This is a genomic window from Pseudomonas sp. PAMC 25886, from assembly GCF_000242655.1.
Lineage (GTDB): Bacteria > Pseudomonadota > Gammaproteobacteria > Pseudomonadales > Pseudomonadaceae > Aquipseudomonas.
The window spans coordinates 98,420-115,938 of sequence record NZ_AHHC01000069.1 but is presented as its reverse complement, the minus strand read 5'-3'; the positions used below and the strand labels follow the sequence as shown (position 1 = coordinate 115,938).

Annotated in this window: 14 protein-coding genes; 3 read left to right on the top strand and 11 right to left on the bottom strand. The window is 62.7% G+C overall.

Features of this window, described 5'->3' with window-relative positions:
* Positions 1 to 265: 265 nt before the first annotated feature.
* Complete coding sequence (locus MUM_RS0123805; RefSeq protein ID WP_010174892.1) at positions 266 to 1,504, top strand: MFS transporter; 1,239 nt, start codon at positions 266 to 268, stop codon at positions 1,502 to 1,504.
* Here MUM_RS0123805 and MUM_RS0123800 read toward each other — a convergent pair.
* From MUM_RS0123800 to MUM_RS0123785, 4 genes are all read right to left on the bottom strand, one after another.
* Entirely contained in the window at positions 1,501 to 3,684 is a 2,184-nt protein-coding gene (locus tag MUM_RS0123800; protein ID WP_010174890.1) for a xanthine dehydrogenase family protein molybdopterin-binding subunit, read from the bottom strand. The two genes, MUM_RS0123805 and MUM_RS0123800, sit on opposite strands and share 4 nt — an antisense overlap.
* Positions 3,681 to 4,670 carry an FAD binding domain-containing protein gene (locus MUM_RS0123795; RefSeq protein WP_010174887.1) on the bottom strand — a complete coding sequence of 330 codons (990 nt, stop codon included), beginning with the start codon at positions 4,668 to 4,670 and terminating at the stop codon, positions 3,681 to 3,683. Before MUM_RS0123795 ends, MUM_RS0123800 begins: the two co-directional genes overlap by 4 nt.
* The gene (locus MUM_RS0123790) at positions 4,667 to 5,191 is read right to left on the bottom strand and encodes a (2Fe-2S)-binding protein (RefSeq protein ID WP_010174884.1); all 525 of its coding nucleotides are present in this window, start codon (positions 5,189 to 5,191) and stop codon (positions 4,667 to 4,669) included. Before MUM_RS0123790 ends, MUM_RS0123795 begins: the two co-directional genes overlap by 4 nt.
* Before the next feature lie 106 nt (positions 5,192 to 5,297).
* Positions 5,298 to 5,744: a DUF4879 domain-containing protein gene (locus MUM_RS0123785; RefSeq protein ID WP_010174882.1), complete on the bottom strand. Its 447-nt coding sequence runs from the start codon at positions 5,742 to 5,744 to the stop codon at positions 5,298 to 5,300.
* 200 nt (positions 5,745 to 5,944) lie between these two features.
* On the opposite strand from MUM_RS0123785, the gene MUM_RS0123780 reads away from it, so the two are divergent.
* A complete protein-coding gene (locus MUM_RS0123780) occupies positions 5,945 to 7,240 on the top strand; it encodes an NCS2 family permease (RefSeq protein ID WP_010174880.1) in 1,296 nt (431 codons plus the stop codon).
* The gene (trmA, locus tag MUM_RS0123775) at positions 7,237 to 8,316 is read left to right on the top strand and encodes a tRNA (uridine(54)-C5)-methyltransferase TrmA (protein ID WP_010174878.1); all 1,080 of its coding nucleotides are present in this window, start codon (positions 7,237 to 7,239) and stop codon (positions 8,314 to 8,316) included. Before MUM_RS0123780 ends, trmA begins: the two co-directional genes overlap by 4 nt.
* 58 nt (positions 8,317 to 8,374) lie before the next feature.
* Here trmA and MUM_RS0123770 read toward each other — a convergent pair whose 3' ends face one another.
* From MUM_RS0123770 to MUM_RS0123740, 7 genes are all read right to left on the bottom strand, one after another.
* Positions 8,375 to 8,842 carry a DUF2442 domain-containing protein gene (locus MUM_RS0123770; protein ID WP_010174876.1) on the bottom strand — a complete coding sequence of 156 codons (468 nt, stop codon included), beginning with the start codon at positions 8,840 to 8,842 and terminating at the stop codon, positions 8,375 to 8,377.
* Positions 8,839 to 9,267 carry a hypothetical protein gene (locus tag MUM_RS0123765; protein WP_010174874.1) on the bottom strand — a complete coding sequence of 143 codons (429 nt, stop codon included), beginning with the start codon at positions 9,265 to 9,267 and terminating at the stop codon, positions 8,839 to 8,841. The genes MUM_RS0123770 and MUM_RS0123765 overlap by 4 nt, the downstream gene beginning before the upstream one ends.
* A gap of 134 nt (positions 9,268 to 9,401) precedes the next feature.
* Positions 9,402 to 10,730, bottom strand: coding sequence for a TolC family outer membrane protein (locus MUM_RS0123760; RefSeq protein ID WP_010174872.1), 1,329 nt, complete (start codon positions 10,728 to 10,730; stop codon positions 9,402 to 9,404).
* Positions 10,727 to 12,058, bottom strand: a complete 1,332-nt coding sequence (locus MUM_RS0123755; protein WP_010174870.1) for an HlyD family type I secretion periplasmic adaptor subunit — start codon at positions 12,056 to 12,058, stop codon at positions 10,727 to 10,729. The genes MUM_RS0123760 and MUM_RS0123755 overlap by 4 nt, the downstream gene beginning before the upstream one ends.
* Positions 12,055 to 13,797 (bottom strand): type I secretion system permease/ATPase, encoded by a 1,743-nt coding sequence (locus MUM_RS0123750; RefSeq protein WP_010174868.1) that lies wholly within the window; start codon positions 13,795 to 13,797, stop codon positions 12,055 to 12,057. The genes MUM_RS0123755 and MUM_RS0123750 overlap by 4 nt, the downstream gene beginning before the upstream one ends.
* 176 nt (positions 13,798 to 13,973) lie before the next feature.
* Entirely contained in the window at positions 13,974 to 14,594 is a 621-nt protein-coding gene (locus tag MUM_RS0123745) for a heme acquisition protein HasA (RefSeq protein ID WP_003215551.1), read from the bottom strand.
* Between the two features lie 108 nt (positions 14,595 to 14,702).
* Complete coding sequence (locus tag MUM_RS0123740; protein ID WP_010174864.1) at positions 14,703 to 17,453, bottom strand: TonB-dependent receptor; 2,751 nt, start codon at positions 17,451 to 17,453, stop codon at positions 14,703 to 14,705.
* Positions 17,454 to 17,519: the final 66 nt, after the last annotated feature.

The following is a 17,519-nucleotide window of genomic DNA, read 5'->3' as shown; positions in this document are numbered from 1 at the left end:
CCCCTGTGTGCCTTGGCAGTCTCAGCCGGAGTGAGGGAACACCGAGCCCTAGCGAGGTGCCGACAGGCGGGGCAGAGCCCTTTGCTTACTTTGGGGCTCTTCCAAAGTGAGTCGCTGTAAGAGCGAAACCATAAGCCGCCGTTACCGAAGAAACGGATATGTACCCCGTCAGCTGTACATATCCCCCCTCCCACCCCTCCTACGCAACTATTGGTTACAAGTTGGTGATAACCTCACTTTCCCCCCACCCAGACCTGTCTCCCCGATGCCCAGTGAACCCGCGCTGCTGTTACGTCACCACCGCCCTTTCATCGCGTTCTGGCTGGCGCGGATCTTCACCGCCAGCGGCTTCCAGATGCTCACCGTGGCCATCGGCTGGAACCTCTACCAACTGACCGGCAACGTGCTGGACCTGGGTCTGGTCGGCCTGGTGGAGTTCGTACCACGGGTGCTGTTCATGCTGCACACCGGCCATGTGGCCGACCGCTACGAACGGCGCAAGGTAGCCGCCATCTGCCAGACCGTACAGGCCTTGATCGCACTGTCCCTGGCAATCGGCGGACTGACCGGCAACGTCACCCGCGAGATGATTTTTATCCTGGCGTTCCTGCTGGGCGCAGCGCGCTCGTTTGAAATGCCCACCACCCAGGCCATGCTGCCAAGCATCGTGCCGACCGCACTGTTTCCCCGCGCGGTGGCGTCGTCGCAATCGGCCCAGCAATTGGCAACCATCGTGGCGCCGGCCCTGGGCGGTTTGCTCTACGCTTTTGGCAGCGTGTGGGTATACGGCCCGACCGTGGCGCTGTACCTGATCGCCTGCGTGCTGACCCTGAACCTGCCGGCACGGCAGACGCCGTTGAACAAGGCCAAGGCGACCATGGACTCGTTGCTGGCCGGGATTCGCTTTATTCGCAGCCGGCCCGACATCCTCGGGGCGATTTCCCTGGACCTGTTTGCCGTGCTGCTGGGCGGTGCCACGGCCCTGTTGCCGGTGTTTGCCAAGGACATTCTGCTGACTGGGCCGTGGGGGCTCGGGCTGCTGCGTTCGGCACCGGCGGTCGGGGCGCTGGTCATGTCCCTGTGGCTCGCGCGGTTTGCGGTAGACCGGCATGTGGGGCGGATCATGTTTACGGCGGTTGGGGTGTTTGGCGTCGCCACCATTGCGTTCGGCCTGTCGACCTCGTTCTGGTTCTCCCTGGCGGTGCTGGTGGTATTGGGCGCAGCCGACATGATCAGCATGGTGATCCGTGCTTCGTTCGTACAGCTGGAAACCCCGGATGAAATGCGCGGCCGGGTGAGTGCGGTGAACGGGCTGTTTATCGGCGCGTCGAATCAGTTGGGCGAGTTCGAGTCAGGGATCACCGCCCACTGGTTCGGCACCGTGCCCGCCGTGGTCATGGGCGGGATTGGTACGCTGGTGGTGACCGGGGTCTGGATCAAACTGTTCCCGACCCTGGCCAACCGCGACCGCATGCATGTGCCGGCGCAAGACACCAAGGTTTAGAACACCTTGTCGAGGGTGACGGGAAAGTCCCGCACCCGCTTGCCGGTGGCGTGATACACCGCGTTGGCCACCGCCGCCGCCACCCCGACTATCCCGATCTCGCCAACGCCCTTGGAACCCAGGGCGTTGACGATTTCGTCGTGTTCTTCGACAAACAGCACGTCAATCTCGCCAATATCGGCGTTTACCGGAATGTGGTACTCGGCCAGGCTGTGGTTCATGTAGCGGCCCAATTGATGATCAATCTGGGTCTCTTCATGCAACGCCATGCCAATCCCCCAGACCACCCCGCCGAGGATCTGGCTGCGGGCCATTTTCGGATTGACCACCCTCCCCGCCGCAATCGCACTGACCACCCGGCTGACCTTGATGGTGCCCAGGTCCTCATCCACCCGCACTTCGACAAACACCGCCGAATGCGTGGCTGAGGCATAGCCTTCGCGTTTCTTGTCGGGCTCGCAATCCACCTGCACTTCCAGCGCCTGCTCGCCGCTGTCCTGCACCAGTTGCGCCAGGGAGATGCGCTGGTCACCGGCATGTAACTGGCCATTTTCGAACCGCGCCGACTCGGCGTCCCTAAAGGCCGGATACGTCTTGCGCGCAATGTCCAACAGCTTGGCATTCAGCGCCTCACACGCCTGCTGCACCGCGCTGCCCACCGACGACACGGTAAACGAGCCACCTTGCAACGGCGCCGTCGGCAGTGACGAATCCCCCAGCAGGAATGTGACGTCGCCTACCGGAACACCACTGGCCTGAGCCGCAATCTGGGCCATGACCGTGTAGGTGCCGGTGCCGATATCGGTGGTGGCGCTGCTGACCGTGAGCTTGCCGAGGTGGTCGATGCGCGCCTTGGCGCTGGCCTTCATTTGCAGGGCTTCCCACACGCCACCGGCCATGCCCCAACCGATCAACTGGCGGCCATCGCGCATGCTCCGTGGTTCCGGGTTGCGCTGGCTCCAGCCGAACCGTTCGGCACCTTCGCTGTAACATTCGCGCAAAGCCTTACTGGACCAGGGCTTGTCTTCATTCTGATTGCGCTCGGCATAGTTGATCAGCCGCAACTGCACCGGGTCGATGCCCAGGGCGCAGGCCAGTTCGTCCATGGCGCACTCCAGGCCGATCACCCCAAGCGCCGCGCCGGGGGCGCGCATGTCCAACGGTGTGAACACATCCAGCGGCACCAGCTTGTAGGTCAACAGCACGTTGTCGCAGTGATAGAGCATGCCGCTCCATTCCACCACGTGTTCGCTGAAGTCCTCGAAGCGTGAGGTCTGGCCGATGGCGGTGTGCCCCAGCGCGAGCAAGCGACCATTGGCGGCAGCGCCCAGTTGCAGGCGCTGCAAGGTGCGCGGGCGGTAGCCGAAGGTGAACATCTGTTGGCGCGTGAGGGTGACGCGTACTGAGCGCTTCAACGCCAGGGACGCCATCACTGCCAATGGCAGTTGGTACTGCGGACGCAAGCCGGAACCAAACGCGCCGCCGACGAACGCGGCAAAGATCCGTACCTGGCTTTTATCCAGGCCGAAGACTTTCTGCACGTAGGCCTGGCAGTTCTGCGGGCCCTGGGTTTTGTCGTGGATATGCAGGGTGCCGTCCGGCTGGTACAGCACGGTACTGGCGTGGGGCTCCATCGGGTTATGGTGTTCGATGGGCGTGCTGTAGTGCAGATCCAGGCAGGTGGCGGCGCCGGTCCATTCGGCCTGGAAGTTGCCGCGGGGCTTGGGCGGTGTTTGCGGCGACGGGTGCGCCTGGTCTTGCAAGGCCAGCAGGTCGGTCTCGGAGGGCTCGGCGGCGTATTCGATCTCCACCAGGGAGCCGGCGTGGCGCGCCAGTTCCAGGTTATCGGCGATCACCAACGCCAGCGGCTGGCCGCTGTAGAGCACACGGTCGTTATACAGCGGGCGAAACGGCGAGCCGTCGGCGGCATCGGCGTCGGCGTAGCTGTCATCGTAGCTCGCCAGTTTCGGGCGGTTGAGGTGATCGAGCACCATGACCACACCGGGCAGCGCCAGGGCTTTGGACGCATCAATGCGAATGACGCGCCCCTTGGCAATGTTGCTCGACACCACGCTGCCGTGCAGCAGGCCATCTTCGGGAAACTCACCGGCATAACGCGCGTGCCCGGTGACCTTGAGCAGACCGTCCACCCGGTCCAACGGTTTGCCGATCGCGCTCATGACGTGGCTCCTGCAACAGCGGCATCGCTCAGGGCGCGAATGATCGCGCGGCGCGCCAGTTTGATTTTGAAGCCGTTGTGCTCCAAAGGCTCGGCGTCCAGCAGCAGGGCTTCGGCGGCGGCGCTGAAGGTTTCGCGGCTGACGGATTGGCCAATCAGCGCCGCTTCCACCGCGCGGTCGCGCCAGGGTTTGTGGGCGACGCCGCCCAGGGCCAGCCGGGCGTCGACGATCACATCGCCGTCCAATTCCAGCGCAGCCGCAACCGACACCAGCGCGAACGCATAGGACGCCCGGTCGCGGATTTTCAGGTAGTGGCTGTGGGCAGCCAGGTGGTCGGCCGGTAACTCGATCGCGATGATCAGTTCGTCGTCGGCCAACTGGTTATCCCGCTCGGGCGCGTCGCCCGGCAAGCGGTGGAAATCGGCAAACTCGATGACTCGTGCACCGCCACGGCCTTGCACATGCACCCGGGCATCCAGGGCAGCCAGGGCCACGCACATGTCCGAGGGATGGGTGGCGACGCACTGGTCGCTGGCCCCGAGGATCGCGTGGATGCGGTTCAAACCGACCCGCGCCGGGCAACCACTGCCGGGCTCGCGCTTATTGCAGGGCACGGCGGCGTCATAGAAGTAGTAGCAACGGGTGCGCTGCAACAGGTTGCCGCCGGTGCTGGCCATGTTGCGCAATTGCGGTGAGGCACCGGCGAGGATGGCCTGGGACAGCAGCGGGTAGCGCTCCTCGATCAAGGGGTGCCAGGCCAGGTCGGCGTTGCTCACCAGGGCGCCGATCATCAAGCCACCCTCAGTGGTTTCTTCAACGTCGCGAAGCGGCAGGCCGGTGATATCGATCAGGTGTTCGGGGCGGCTGATGTTTTCTTTCATCAGGTCCAGCAGGTTGGTACCACCGGCGATAAAACGCGACGCCGGGCTGACCAGGTGCACCGCCTCCTGCACGTCGGCCGGCTTGCTGTAGTGGAAGGGATTCATTGCTCACCTCCCTGCGTGCGGCACGCGGGCAAGGCTTCTTCGATGGCATCGCGGATGTTGTTGTAGGCGCCGCACCGGCACAGGTTGCCGCTCATCAGTTCCTGGATTTGCGCGGTGTCGTGGGCACGGCCTTCGCGGGCCAGGCCCACCGCCGAGCAAATCTGCCCCGGGGTGCAGTAGCCGCACTGGAAGGCGTCGTGCTTGATAAAGGCCTGCTGCATCGGGTGCAGGTCTTCGCCCGAGGCCAGGCCTTCAATGGTGGTCAACTCGGCGCCGTCGCACATCACCGCCAGGGTCAGGCAGGCGTTCACCCGCTTACCGTTGAGCAACACCGTGCAGGCGCCGCACTGGCCGTGGTCGCAGCCCTTCTTGGTGCCGGTCAGGTCCAGTTGCTCGCGCAGCAGGTCCAACAGGGTGGTCCAGGGCAATACGTCCAACTGAAGGTCTTGGCGATTGAGGGTCAGGCGTATCGGATGGCTGACGAACGGCTTGGCCGCCGCGCCGTTGGGGGTCGCGCTCATAAACACCTCACGGATTGGTGTGCAATCGCGGCGTTCAGGGAAGTCGCCGTCTTAGCGGTACGACTTCCCGGGGTTATGAGCGTTCAAGGCAATTGATGGGTGGTGATCAGCGAATGCTGAGGGTGGTGACCAGTTGGTTGCGCGGCGGGTTGATCGAGGTGTTGCTGTACTGGAACGTGCCGCCGGCTTCGATATCCAGCTGGAACGTATAGATGTAGCCCATCAACGTGCCGGCGCCGCTGCACGCCTGGCTGATGGCGCCGACCTGGCAGATGGCGGTGCTGCTGCCGGACACCGGCGCGCCATCGAAAAACGCCTGGGAGCTGTTGCCCAGGCCGACTTCCATCACATACACGAAGGTTTGCCCGCGGTGCGTGCACATCTGGGTGCTGGCCGCCCGCTCTGGGATGGTTTCAGTGCAATTGGCCGACTGCACCTTGAACACCCGCACCTCGCTCAACGCCGGTGCAGGCGCGCCCCACGCCGGTGCTGCACCGAGCCACAGGCCGATACAACCGAACAGAGCTAGACTCCAGGCGCTGGCTTTTTTCATGCTGTCGATGACCCTGTAATAAACGTCGGCGCAGTATGCCTCAAGGCCATGATCAAGCCTATGCGCCACTGGCCCTCGGCTGCTGGTATGATGCGCCGCTTTTTCCGATCCTCTCTGGAACCACAGGCGCTTGGCGCAGTTTGTGCTTTGACTTAGAGGTCAACAAATAACGACGCAAAATAGCGTCACAGGGAGCAGGCATGCTGGAAAAGCTGTTTCAACTCAAGGCACACAATACGAATGTGCGCACCGAGATTCTCGCGGGCGTCACCACCTTCCTGGCCATGGCCTACATCCTGTTCGTCAACCCGAGCATTCTCGGCGAGACCGGCATGGACAAGGGTGCGGTCTTTGTCGCGACTTGCCTGGCAGCCGCCATCGGCTCCACCGTGATGGGCCTGATCGCCAACTATCCGATTGCCCTGGCACCGGGCATGGGCCTCAACGCGTTCTTCACCTACACCGTCGTCCTGCACATGGGCCACACCTGGCAAGTGGCGCTGGGTGCGGTGTTCATCTCGGCGGTGCTGTTCTTCCTGCTGTCGATCTTCCGCATCCGTGAATGGATCATCAACAGCATCCCGTTGCCGCTGCGTTCGGCGATTGCGGCGGGCATCGGCCTGTTCCTTGCGCTGATCGCCCTGCATAACGCCGGCATCGTGGTCAGCAACCCGGCCACCATGGTGGGCCTGGGCGACCTGAAACAACCGGCACCGATCCTCGCCACCCTCGGCTTCGCGCTGATCGTGGCGCTGGAAGCCCTGAAAGTGCGCGGCGCGGTGTTGATCGGCATCCTGGTGGTGACCATCGTCTCCATCGTGCTCGGTTTCACCCCGTTCGGCGGCGTGATGTCGATGCCGCCTTCGCTGGCCCCGACCTTCCTGCAACTGGACATCAAAGGCGCCCTGGACATCGGCCTGGTGAGCGTGATCTTCGCCTTCCTGTTCGTCGACCTGTTCGACAACTCCGGCACCCTGATCGGCGTCGCCAAGCGCGCAGGCCTGATGGGCAAGGACGGCCACATGCCGAAAATGGGCCGTGCGCTGATCGCCGACAGTACTGCGGCCATGGCCGGCTCTCTGCTGGGCACCTCGACCACCACCAGCTACATCGAATCGGCGGCGGGCGTGAGCGCCGGTGGCCGTACCGGTTTGACCGCCGTCGTGGTCGCCATCCTGTTCCTGCTGGCGCTGTTCTTCTCGCCACTGGCGGCCAGCGTACCGGCCTTCGCCACCGCGCCGGCGCTGCTGTTCGTCGCCGTATTGATGACCTCGGGCCTGGCCGAAATCGACTGGGACGACATCACTGTCGCCGCGCCGGTGGTGATCACCGCCCTGGCGATGCCATTCACTTATTCCATCGCCAACGGCATTGCCTTCGGTTTCATCGCCTGGACCGCCATCAAGCTGCTTTCGGGCCGCTACCGTGAGCTGAACCCGGCGCTGGTGATCCTGTCGATTCTGTTTGTGATCAAGCTGGGCTGGTTCAACGCATGACTTTTGACGCCGCAAGCTACACCGCTCAACTGCAAGACAAGGTCACGCGCTTGCGTGACCTGCTGGCGCCGTTCGACGCGCCAGAGCCGCAGGTTTTCGACTCGCCCTTGCAGAACTTCCGCCTGCGGGCGGAGTTCCGCCTGTGGCGTGAAGGGGGTGAACGTCACTACGCGATGTTTTCCCAGGACGACAAGCGCACGCCGATCCTCATTGAAGAATTCCCGATTGCCAGCCTGCGCATCAACCAGTTGATGCCGCAGCTCAAGGCCGCCTGGCAAGCCAGCGCCGCCCTGAGCCACAAGCTGTTCCAGGTGGAGTTCCTCACCACCCTGGCCGGCGACGCGATGATCACCCTGTGCTATCACCGCCCGCTGGACGAGCATTGGCACACCGCCGCGAACAAGCTGGCGGCTGATTTGAACGTGAGCATCATCGGCCGCTCCAAGGGCAAGCGTGACGTGATCGGCCGCGATTACGTGGTCGAGAAACTCGATGTCGGCGGTCGCACCTTCAGCTATCGCCAGCCGGAAGGCGCGTTCACCCAGCCCAACGGCACGGTGAACCAGAAGATGCTCAACTGGGCATTCGAAGCCCTCGGCGATCGCAGTGATGACCTGCTGGAGCTGTACTGCGGCAACGGCAACTTCACCCTGCCCCTGGCCACCCGCGTACGCAAAGTGCTGGCCACAGAGATCAGCAAGACTTCGGTGAACGCGGCGCTGAGCAACCTTGATGAAAACGCGGTGGATAACGTCACCCTGGTGCGCTTGTCTGCCGAGGAACTGACCGAAGCCTTGAACGAAGTGCGGCCGTTCCGGCGCCTGCACGGCATCGACCTCAAGAGCTACGAGTTCGGCAGCGTGTTCGTCGACCCGCCGCGTGCCGGCATGGACCCGGACACCTGCGAGCTGACCCGACGCTTCGAGAACATCCTGTACATCTCCTGCAACCCGGAGACGTTGGCGGCGAACATTGCGCAACTGCATGACACACACCGGATTACCCAGTGCGCGATGTTTGACCAGTTCCCGTGGACGCACCACATGGAATCGGGTGTGTTGCTGACTCGGCGGTAAGTCCCCAGGACACCGAAAATATCCCATGTGGGAGCTGGCCGGCTCTCACATGGGATCCTCATGTATCAGTGGAATCACCGTCCTCCAGCACCTCCTTGCGTGGCCGGCCGCCCTTCTTGCCATTGGCTCGGGCGGCCGCGGATTTGGCGGCGCTGCTCTTGCGACCGTTGCTGGAGGCGACCAGGCTTGTAGCCAGGGCCATTAACGGCTGGCTGGTGGCGATAAGGCCCGTGATGGAGACATCCAGGTCCTGACCCTCACAGCAAAGCGCCTTTCCGCCAAAACCCACCTCCAACTGCTGGAAATCCTGCAAGGTAAACCCTTTGAACTCCGGCAGCCCCGCCACCGGCAACAGGATCCGACTGCCGTCGCTGAAGCCAATGGAAATGCTGTCATTCTCATACCGCACGTTGCTGGCGTTGGCGTACAAACGCTTCGACCTGCGTCCCCGGTCGATGGCCTTATCGATATCGGCCTCGGTAATCGGTACATACGGTAGAACCTTGGCCTTTACGATTTTTTTCATAAATCGATCTCCACAAAACCCGGTGCCCTGACCAGATTCAAAATTGTTTTCTGCCCCACGACATCGTGCCGGGCACGTGCGATCACATAGACACCGCGCTGAATGATCAACCCAGGCAACACCTCGCTGGCTTCCCAATCCCAGGAGTGATTCTCCAGACAAACCGTTTGCAGTTTTTCCCACCAGATCCGGCGTGCCCGCGCCAGGTAATGCGGTTGCATCAGGGTGTAGCGAATTCCTTCAAGAATCGACATCGATGGCCGGCGCCGTTCGGGGTCTACGTCCCACAACGCCACATGCCCATCCAGAAAGCTGAAACGAAACCGCGCATCCCATTCCTTGCCCGCCACATGCACATGAGGCGGGCAATGCTCATCCCTGAGAAACACCGCAATCACACATCCTTTGTAAGTGCCTACTTTCATCGTAACCCATCCGTTAGGTTATTTTCCGTCAGGTAACACTTTTCCTCATGCACCCGACAACCGGCTCCATGCCCCGAAGCTGTTTCACAGATTAGTAACCACGAACAACCCGTCGAATGCCGGGTTGTAACCACTCATGCCGATGGCTGGAAATACCCCGCCAACGCCCGCAGGTCCTGCTCGTTCAGCAACCCGGCGAAATACTTCAGCTGTATCCGCGCCAGCAGGTATGCATGCCGTGCATCCGCCAGGTCACGCCGAGCCGTGAACAGTTGCTGCTCGGCGTCCAGAACGTCGAGGTTGACGCGCTCACCGCCGGTCACACTTTTTTTGGTCGCCGTCACCAAGGCCGTGGCCGAGCTGACCGCCATTTCATACGCCCGCACTTTGGCCGCGCCGCTGGTGTTGAGGTTGAATTGCTTGCGCAGTTCGATCAGCGTTCTGGCGGTTTGCGCGTCCAGTTCGTATTGGGCCTGGGACAGTTGATTGGCCGCCTGGCGCGTCGACGCCGACACCGAGCCACCGGCGAACAGCGGCAGGCTGACCTGGATGCCGACGCTGTTGGTGTCGTACTTCTGGTTGTAGCTGCTTTCCGAATCCGAGCTGGTCTGGCGGCTGCTCGCATACAGGCTGACCTTGGGCATGTGCCCGGCGCGCTTGCGCTCCACTTCGTATTCGGCGACGTCCAGCGCATGGTGCTGGGATTTGAGCTCCGGGTTGTTGGCCATCGCCATTTCCCGCCAGGTCTCGAAACGGTTGGGCTCCAGCGGCGGGATCTCGAACTGTCGAGTCAGCGGCGCCAACTCTTCTATCTGCAACGGCTGGCCCACAATCGCTTCCAGCTCGCGCAAGGCTGCGTCCTGAGTGTCCAGGGATTCAATTTCTTCGGCCTGGGCCAGGCTCAGGCGTGCCTGGGTTTCCAGCACATCGGTGCGGGTGCCCTCGCCGCCCTTGAGCAGCCGTTCATTGAGTTGCAGGCGCTCGGCGTACGCGCGTTTCTGGGCGCGGCTCAGCTCGATCCGCTCCTGGGCCAGCAACGCCTGGCTGTAGGCGCTCAACACCCGCACGGCCAGTTCCTGGCTCTTGCCGCGAAAGCGTTCATCGGCAAACAGCGCCTGCGCTGCACCTTGGCGATAGCGCGCATAGGCTTCGTAATCGAGCAGCGGTTGTTGCAGGGTCAGGGTCGAGGCATAGCTGCGGTAATCGCGGTCGCTGGTGACGTTGCCCACCGCCGTCGACTGGGTAACTTCGGATTCATTGCGCGAGTTGTTGTAGCTCCAGGACAGGTTCGGCAACAGCCCGGCGCGGCCGATGATGCGGTTTTCCTCGCCGGCCTCGCGCTCCTGGATTGCCGCCTGAAACGTCGGGTCGTTGCGCAGGGCCAAGTCATAGGCGTCGAGCAATCCCAGCGCCTGGACCGATCCACTGCAGGCAAAACACAGACCGAATAACAGCGCCTTCATTCTTCCACCAACGCCATGTGAGTCCGATCCAGCAAGGGTTTGAACAGGTAGTTGAGCATCGAGCGCTCACCGGTTTTGACGAACGCTTCCACCGGCATGCCCGGGCGAATCTGCAAGCCGTCGAGCTGGCGCATGCCGGCTGCGCTGACCTGGGCGCGCAAGGTGTAATACGGCTCATCGGTGCGCTCGTCGACCTGGCGGTCGGCCGACACCAGCGTCACTTCACCGGCAATGCGTGGGGTGGTGCTCTGGTTGAACGCCGAGAACAGCAACTCCACCGGCAAGCCCGGGTGCACCTTGTCGACCATCTGCACCGGCACCCGCGCTTCCACCAGCAGTGGTTCACCCTGGGGCACGATGTCCATCAGCGCCTGGCCGGGCTTGATCACGCCGCCTTCGGTGTACACGTCCAGCCCCACCACCACGCCAGCCGCCGGCGCGCGCACCAGGCTGTTGGCCAGTTCGAATTCGGCCGAGGCCAGCCGGTTGCGCAAGTCGTCGCTGCGGGTGCGGGTTTCGGCCAGTTGGCTGCGCAGGTCTTTCTGGAAGTCTTCGCCGAGCTGGCGGATGCGCAGGCGCAGTTCAAGGACTTGCCGTTGCAACTGGCCGATGCGGCCGAAATCCTCGGCAATCGCACCGTCGAGCTGGGCATACAGCCGTTCATTTTCCAGCAGCCGATTGCGCGGGATGTAGCCGTCCCGCGCCAGCTCGCGCAGGCCTTGCAGTTGTTCATTCATCGCGGTGCGCTGCAGCACTTTGCTGGCCTGGGATTCGCGGGTGCCGCGCAATTGTGCCTCAGCCCCGGCGATGGTTTCCCGCAGGCCTTGCTGCTCCGTGGCCAGGGCCTGGGCGCGACTGCTGAACAGTTGCCGTTGCAGGCTCAAGGTGGCGGCGGCCTCCGGCTCGTTCAGCAGTTCGGGGCCGAAAACGACGGCCGACAAGCCTTCGCTCTCGGCACTCAAGCGCGCTTCGCTGGCCTGGGACGCAATGAACTGGCTGCGCAAAGACTGCATCTGCCCGCGCAACGGAGTTTCCTTCAGGCGGATCAATACCTGGCCGGCGCTCACCACCTCGCCATCGCGCACCTCGATCCGCTCGACGATCCCGCCCGACGGGTGCTGCACCGTCTTGCGGTGCCCCGACACCATGACCTTGCCGGACACCGCCACGCCCTTGTCCAACGGCGCCAGCGCGGCCCAGCCGAGGAACCCGGCAAACCCGCCGAGCACCAGCAACCAGCCCAGGCGGGCGTATTTTTTATCGTCCAGCGCCAGCACGTTGTTCACCGGCGGCACGCTGTTGTCCGTGACAAGCACAGGTCGGCTCATGCTTTTTTTCCTTCACCGAGGCGGTAGCTCATGCTCATCGCCGACACCGGTTTGGGCGGCGCGGCCGCCGGTTTCTGCGTGGCCTCCAACACCCGCGCCGTGGGCCCGAACGCCTGCAACTGGCCGTCCCGCAGGATCAGCAATTGGTCCGTCAACGCCAGCACAGGGGTCTTGTGGGTGATCAGCACCAGCGTGCGACGCTGCGCCTTGAGCAAGGTGATGGCATGGAGCAAGGCCTGCTCGCCGGCCTCATCGAGATTGGAATTGGGCTCATCCAGTACGATCAGCGCAGGCAAGCCGTACAGCGCCCGCGCCAGCGCGACACGTTGCTTCTGCCCGCCGGACAACCCGGCACCGCCCTCCCCCAGTGGGGTGTCGTAGCCTTGGGGCAACTGCAGGATCAGTTGATGCACGCCGGCCATTTGCGCGGCAGCGAGCACCTTGTCCGAATCCACGCTGTCGAAACGCGCGATGTTGTCGGCAATGCTGCCGGCGAACAGCTGGATGTCCTGGGGCAGATACCCAATGTGCGGGCCGAGTTGCTGCTTGTCCCATTGCGCCAGGTCCGCGCCGTCCAGCCGAACCTTGCCGGCCATCGGCGTCCAGGCCCCCACCAGCAACCGCGCCAGGGTCGACTTGCCGCAACCGGAAGGACCGATCACGCCCAGCACGTCACCGGCAGGCAGGCTGAACCCGAGGTTGGCCAACGCGGGCCGACGACTGCCGGGCGCACACGCGCTTACCTGCTCGACCGTCAACTGGCCGCTGGGCACCGGCAAGCTCATGCGCTCGGTGCGCGCCGGGTTGGCCGCCAGCATCAGGGTCAAACGCTCATAGGCCAGGCGCGCCGAACTCCACTGTTTCCAAACGCCGATCAGTTGGTCGATAGGGCTCAGTACCCGCCCCATCAGGATCGAGCCGGCGATCATCATGCCCGGCGTAATCGCCCCCTGCACCGCCAGCAATGCGCCCAAACCGAGGACCAATGACTGCAACGCCAGGCGTACGCCCTTGGACCAGGCACTGATGGCGGCGGTCTTTTCACTGGCCAGGTTCTGCGCCGCCAGAAACGCCTGGTGCTGGGCAAACCAGCGCGCACGCAGGGTTGCCAGCATGCCCATGGCTTCGATGGCTTCGGCATTGCGCAGGTTGGCCGTGGCCTGCTGGCTGGCGCTGATCGACAGCTGATTGGCCTGGGTCAACGGGGCCTGGCAGATGTGCTGGTTGGCCCACGCCAGCGCCATCAGCATCAGCGCACCGGCCAGCGCCAGGACGCCGAGCCAAGGGTGGAACAGGAAGATCACCAGCAAGTACACCGGAAACCACGGCGCATCAAAAAATGCGAACAGCGCCTGGCCGGTGGCGAACTGGCGCAAGGTCGTCAGGTCGCTCAACGCCTGCCCTGCCGCCTGGGTGCTGCCCTTGAGTTGCGCCTCGAACGCGGCGTCGTACACCCGCTGGTTCAGGCGCATGTCCATCTGTGTACCGAGGCGGATCACCACCTGGCTGCGCACCCACTCCAGCGCGCCCATCAAGCCGAACAAGCCAAGGATCATCAGCGTCAGCATCAACAGGGTCATCGGGTTGCCGGAGGCCAGCACCCGGTCGTAGACCTGCAACATGTACAGCGCCGGGGCCAGCATCAACAGGTTGATCACTGCCGAAAACAGGCCAATGTTGAGGAAGCCACTTTTATAGGCCGTGAGAGCGGCCAGGGTTTCGTTGCCGGCATGGCGCATCGAGGGATTCTCATGGGGGAAATCGGGAAGCGCCGCCCGCGTTTGACACGCCGCGCGCCGCTCCGCAGAATTTGTCACCGCCGTCGCCCTGGCCTTCGAAACTCACGGCGACGACGGGGTTTACGCAGCGAATGGGAGAGTGACCTTCCATTCGCTTTTTTCATTGCGCAGCAAAGTCAGGCAGCGAGTGCCCAGTCCTGTGCAACGTCCTGCACGCCTACCAGGGCGACGTCGGTGGTGGTTGCCGTAGCGTGTGCTGCCAGGCCGGCCGAGATCTCGTCGAAGGTGTTGGCGGTGGACAGGCCGAAGTCGTCCAGCAGGTTGTTGAGCACGGTTTCCAGTGCCGAGGTGTTGCCTTGCATCAGGCTGTAGATCACGTTCTGAACGTCGTTGCCGACGCGGCCTGCACCTTGTGCCGCGCTCAGGTCGAGGCCGTTGAACGCCACTTTGAACGCATCGAGGGTGAAGTCGCTGCCATTGCCGCCGCCCAGGCCGGTGCCCAGTTGAACGTTATCCAGGTTGCCCCACAGGTAGTGGTTTTCGTTGTGGCTGGCTGGCAGCGCCGGGTTGAATACGTAGTGCAGGCCGTTGCTGGTGTTGCTGTCGGCAATGAAGGCGTAGTCGGAATTGTTGGCGCCGTGGGTCGAATACTGGTCGCCGCTCAGGGAGCCGTTGCTGAAGCCGCCGGTGTTGCTGCTGCCGTGACCCGCAGTGTTGAACCCCAGTGCCCAGTCGGTCAGGTAGTCCGAGACGGAGTAAGCACCGAGCGCAGCTTCGTAACTAACAGAAATAGTCATCACTTAACCTCGTTATAAACAACACGATTGATCAGCACGCTCATACAGCGCACTTTTTGCCCACCCTTGGGCAAAACCGTTGGTTGATAAAGTGCCGTGGCACCTTGATCAGAACTTGTATTCGAGCATCCCGCTCAACGTTCGCCCGCGCGCCAGGCTCAGGTTATTGGCATCCCCCATGGCGACGAAGTAGGCCTCATCGGTGGCGTTTTCCAGCGCCAGGGCGATGTTCAATTGGTCGGTCATCCAGTAGCTGGCGTACAGGTCATAGAGGGTGTACTGGGGCCATAGCGCCTGGTCGATGAAGTCATAACCTTGTGAGTCGAGGTTCTCGCCATTGCCTGAGCTGTAGCGCACGCGGACGCCCATATCGAGTCGCTTTTCCAGGAAGCGCGCGCCCAGGGTCAGCGAGCCGCGATCAGCCGGCATATAGGTGGCGTTGCCCATGATCCGGCCACAGCTTTCCTTGTTGTTGGCGGCATCGTCGTCCAGCACTTCATACGTGGTCACCGGGCGCAGGCCGATCGTGCCGTTCGGCCGGGTGTAGCGTTCATAGCGTGTGGTGGACGGCCCGTTCTTCTTCGCCCCGCCCATGTAATAGTTCTTCGAGCAGAACTCGTTGCTGCCGATCATGTGGGTGTAACTAAGGTTGGCGTACGCCCGCCCCATGTCGTAGTTGAGTTGGTACTCCACCCCCCGAAAGCGCGTGGGGTTGGTGTTATTGACGTACGCCATCGTGCCGAGAAAACCGCCGACGGAGGTCTCCGGCAAACTGACGCTGTGATTGAGGAAAGAGAAGTTCTCGATCCGGGTATCGAAGTAAGCCACCTTCATGCCCAGGCGGTCGTCACCGAACAGCAGCCCCTCTTTGAATACGTTCACGCCCACTTCCCAGTCCCGCGACTCTTCGGGTTTCAGGAACGGGTTGGGAAACACCCGCTCTGATGAGCTGCCACCGTGAGGACGCCCGGTCATAAAGGTTTCCGTCACCGCCGGCGGGCGCCAGCCCTTGCCCCAGCGGGCGTAGAGTTGCATCCAGTCCAGCCCCGGCTTTATGCCGATACCGAACGTGGGAGAGAACTGGCCCTCTTCTCTATCAATGTCGAAAACCTCCTCGACACGCTTGGCACCTACCGTGCTGCTGTAGAACCGATCGCGCCGGTACAGCGTCATCCCGGTGACCCCTTCCAGCCGATAGCGGTCGTACCGCAAGCCCGCCTCCAGCGTCAGCCAGTCGCCATATTCGTACTGCAGGTGGTTGAACAGGCTGGTGATGGTGCGTTTGCCACCTGGCGTCCCGCCTTCAACGTAAGGCAACAGGCCGGAAAGGTTAGTGGCCTCGACCTTGTTGGTACTGGGCTTGAACTTGTCTTGATACACCTCCACGCCGTAGTTCCAACTCACATGACCCAACGCATCGAAGTCGAACCGCGACGTGTTGTCGCCCTGTACACCCCAGGTATCGGTCTGAAAATGATCCGTGTAGCCCGCCACATAGTTGCCGGAGGTCAGTGTCGCGGCGTTGGGCGCATTGTCCCGGTCCATCTGTGTGGTGACGTAGTAGACCTTGGCTTTGAAATCGATCATCGGGTTATCCGGCGTGTAGCGATAATCCAGCCCGACGTTCTTGGCATTGAGGTTGTTCTTGCTGACGCGCTGGTAGTACACGCTCTGGTTATCCGGGGCGGTGTAGGCCCACGCGTCATTGCTGTCGCTGTCACTTTCCAGGTAGCTCAGTTGCACCCGTTGGTCATTGGGCAGGTTCAGGCCGAACTTGACGATTTGGGAGCGGGTCACGCTGCCGGTGTCACCGACCTCACTGTTCAGCCAATCGTCGAAGGCCGCAGGCTGGGAGTCGCGAGCGCGCAAATGAGTGCCCAGTTTCTGGTCGTTGTGGGTACCGGCGCGGTAGTCGCCAAAATGCCGTTCGCTGTACCCCAGCAGCACGTCGCCGCGCTCGTCGCCAAAGGCAAACACACCGCTGCCGTTGAAATAGGTGCCGTTACCCAGCTCACCAATCCCGCTACCGGCACGCAGACGCCCGCCATAGTCCTTGCCATCGGCCAGGAACTCACTGGCCTCCAGGGTCTTGAAGGATGCAATCCCGCCCAACACGGCAGCACCGCCCTGCCCGGACTGGCTGCCCTTGTCGATTTCGATGCTGGAGATGAACTCCGGGTCGATCAACATCGTGCCGTTGCGCTGCTGGTGGCCGTTGACGTTGAAGTTCTGGCGCATGCCGTCGATGTTCATGTTGACCCGGCCGTAGTCCTGCACGCCGCGGATGTTCACCGACAGGCCCGGGTCACGCTGGTTGACGGCGGTGTACACGCCGGCGGTTTCTTCGAGCATGTCGGCGGCGTGGCGCGGCGGGCGTTTGTCGATCTGCTCGCGACTGATCACGGCCACCGAGCGCGGTGTGTCGTATACCCAGTCGCTTGGCTTGCCGTTGGTGTTGCCGGTGATGGTGGTGGTGCCCACGGTCAGCGCACCGTCATGGTCGGCGCTGACGCGCGTCAGCGTCACTTGCCGGTCCCCGGTAAAGCGGTATTCCACCGGTGCACTGCCCACCAATCGGCCGAGGCCTTCCTGGGCGCTGTAACGACCCTTGAGCGCGGTGCTGGTGAGGCCTTGCAGGCGCGCGCTGTCGAAGAGCACTTGCAACCCGGCCTGGTCAGCGAACGTCAGTACGGCAAGGCCCAAGGGTTGCGCCGCAATATCAAACGTCAATGTGACAGGCTGTGACTCACCGACTGGCGCCTCGGCGGCCTGCACCTGGCAGGCGGAGGCGAACAGCCCCAGGTGGATGGCAAGGGCCAACCGGCTACCGGTGTTGCGCCCCTTGGTGATTGCAGACATCGACGTTATCCCTTCGCTGACCATTCTTGTTTATGCGAATACTTCTCACTTAACAGGACGTGTCAG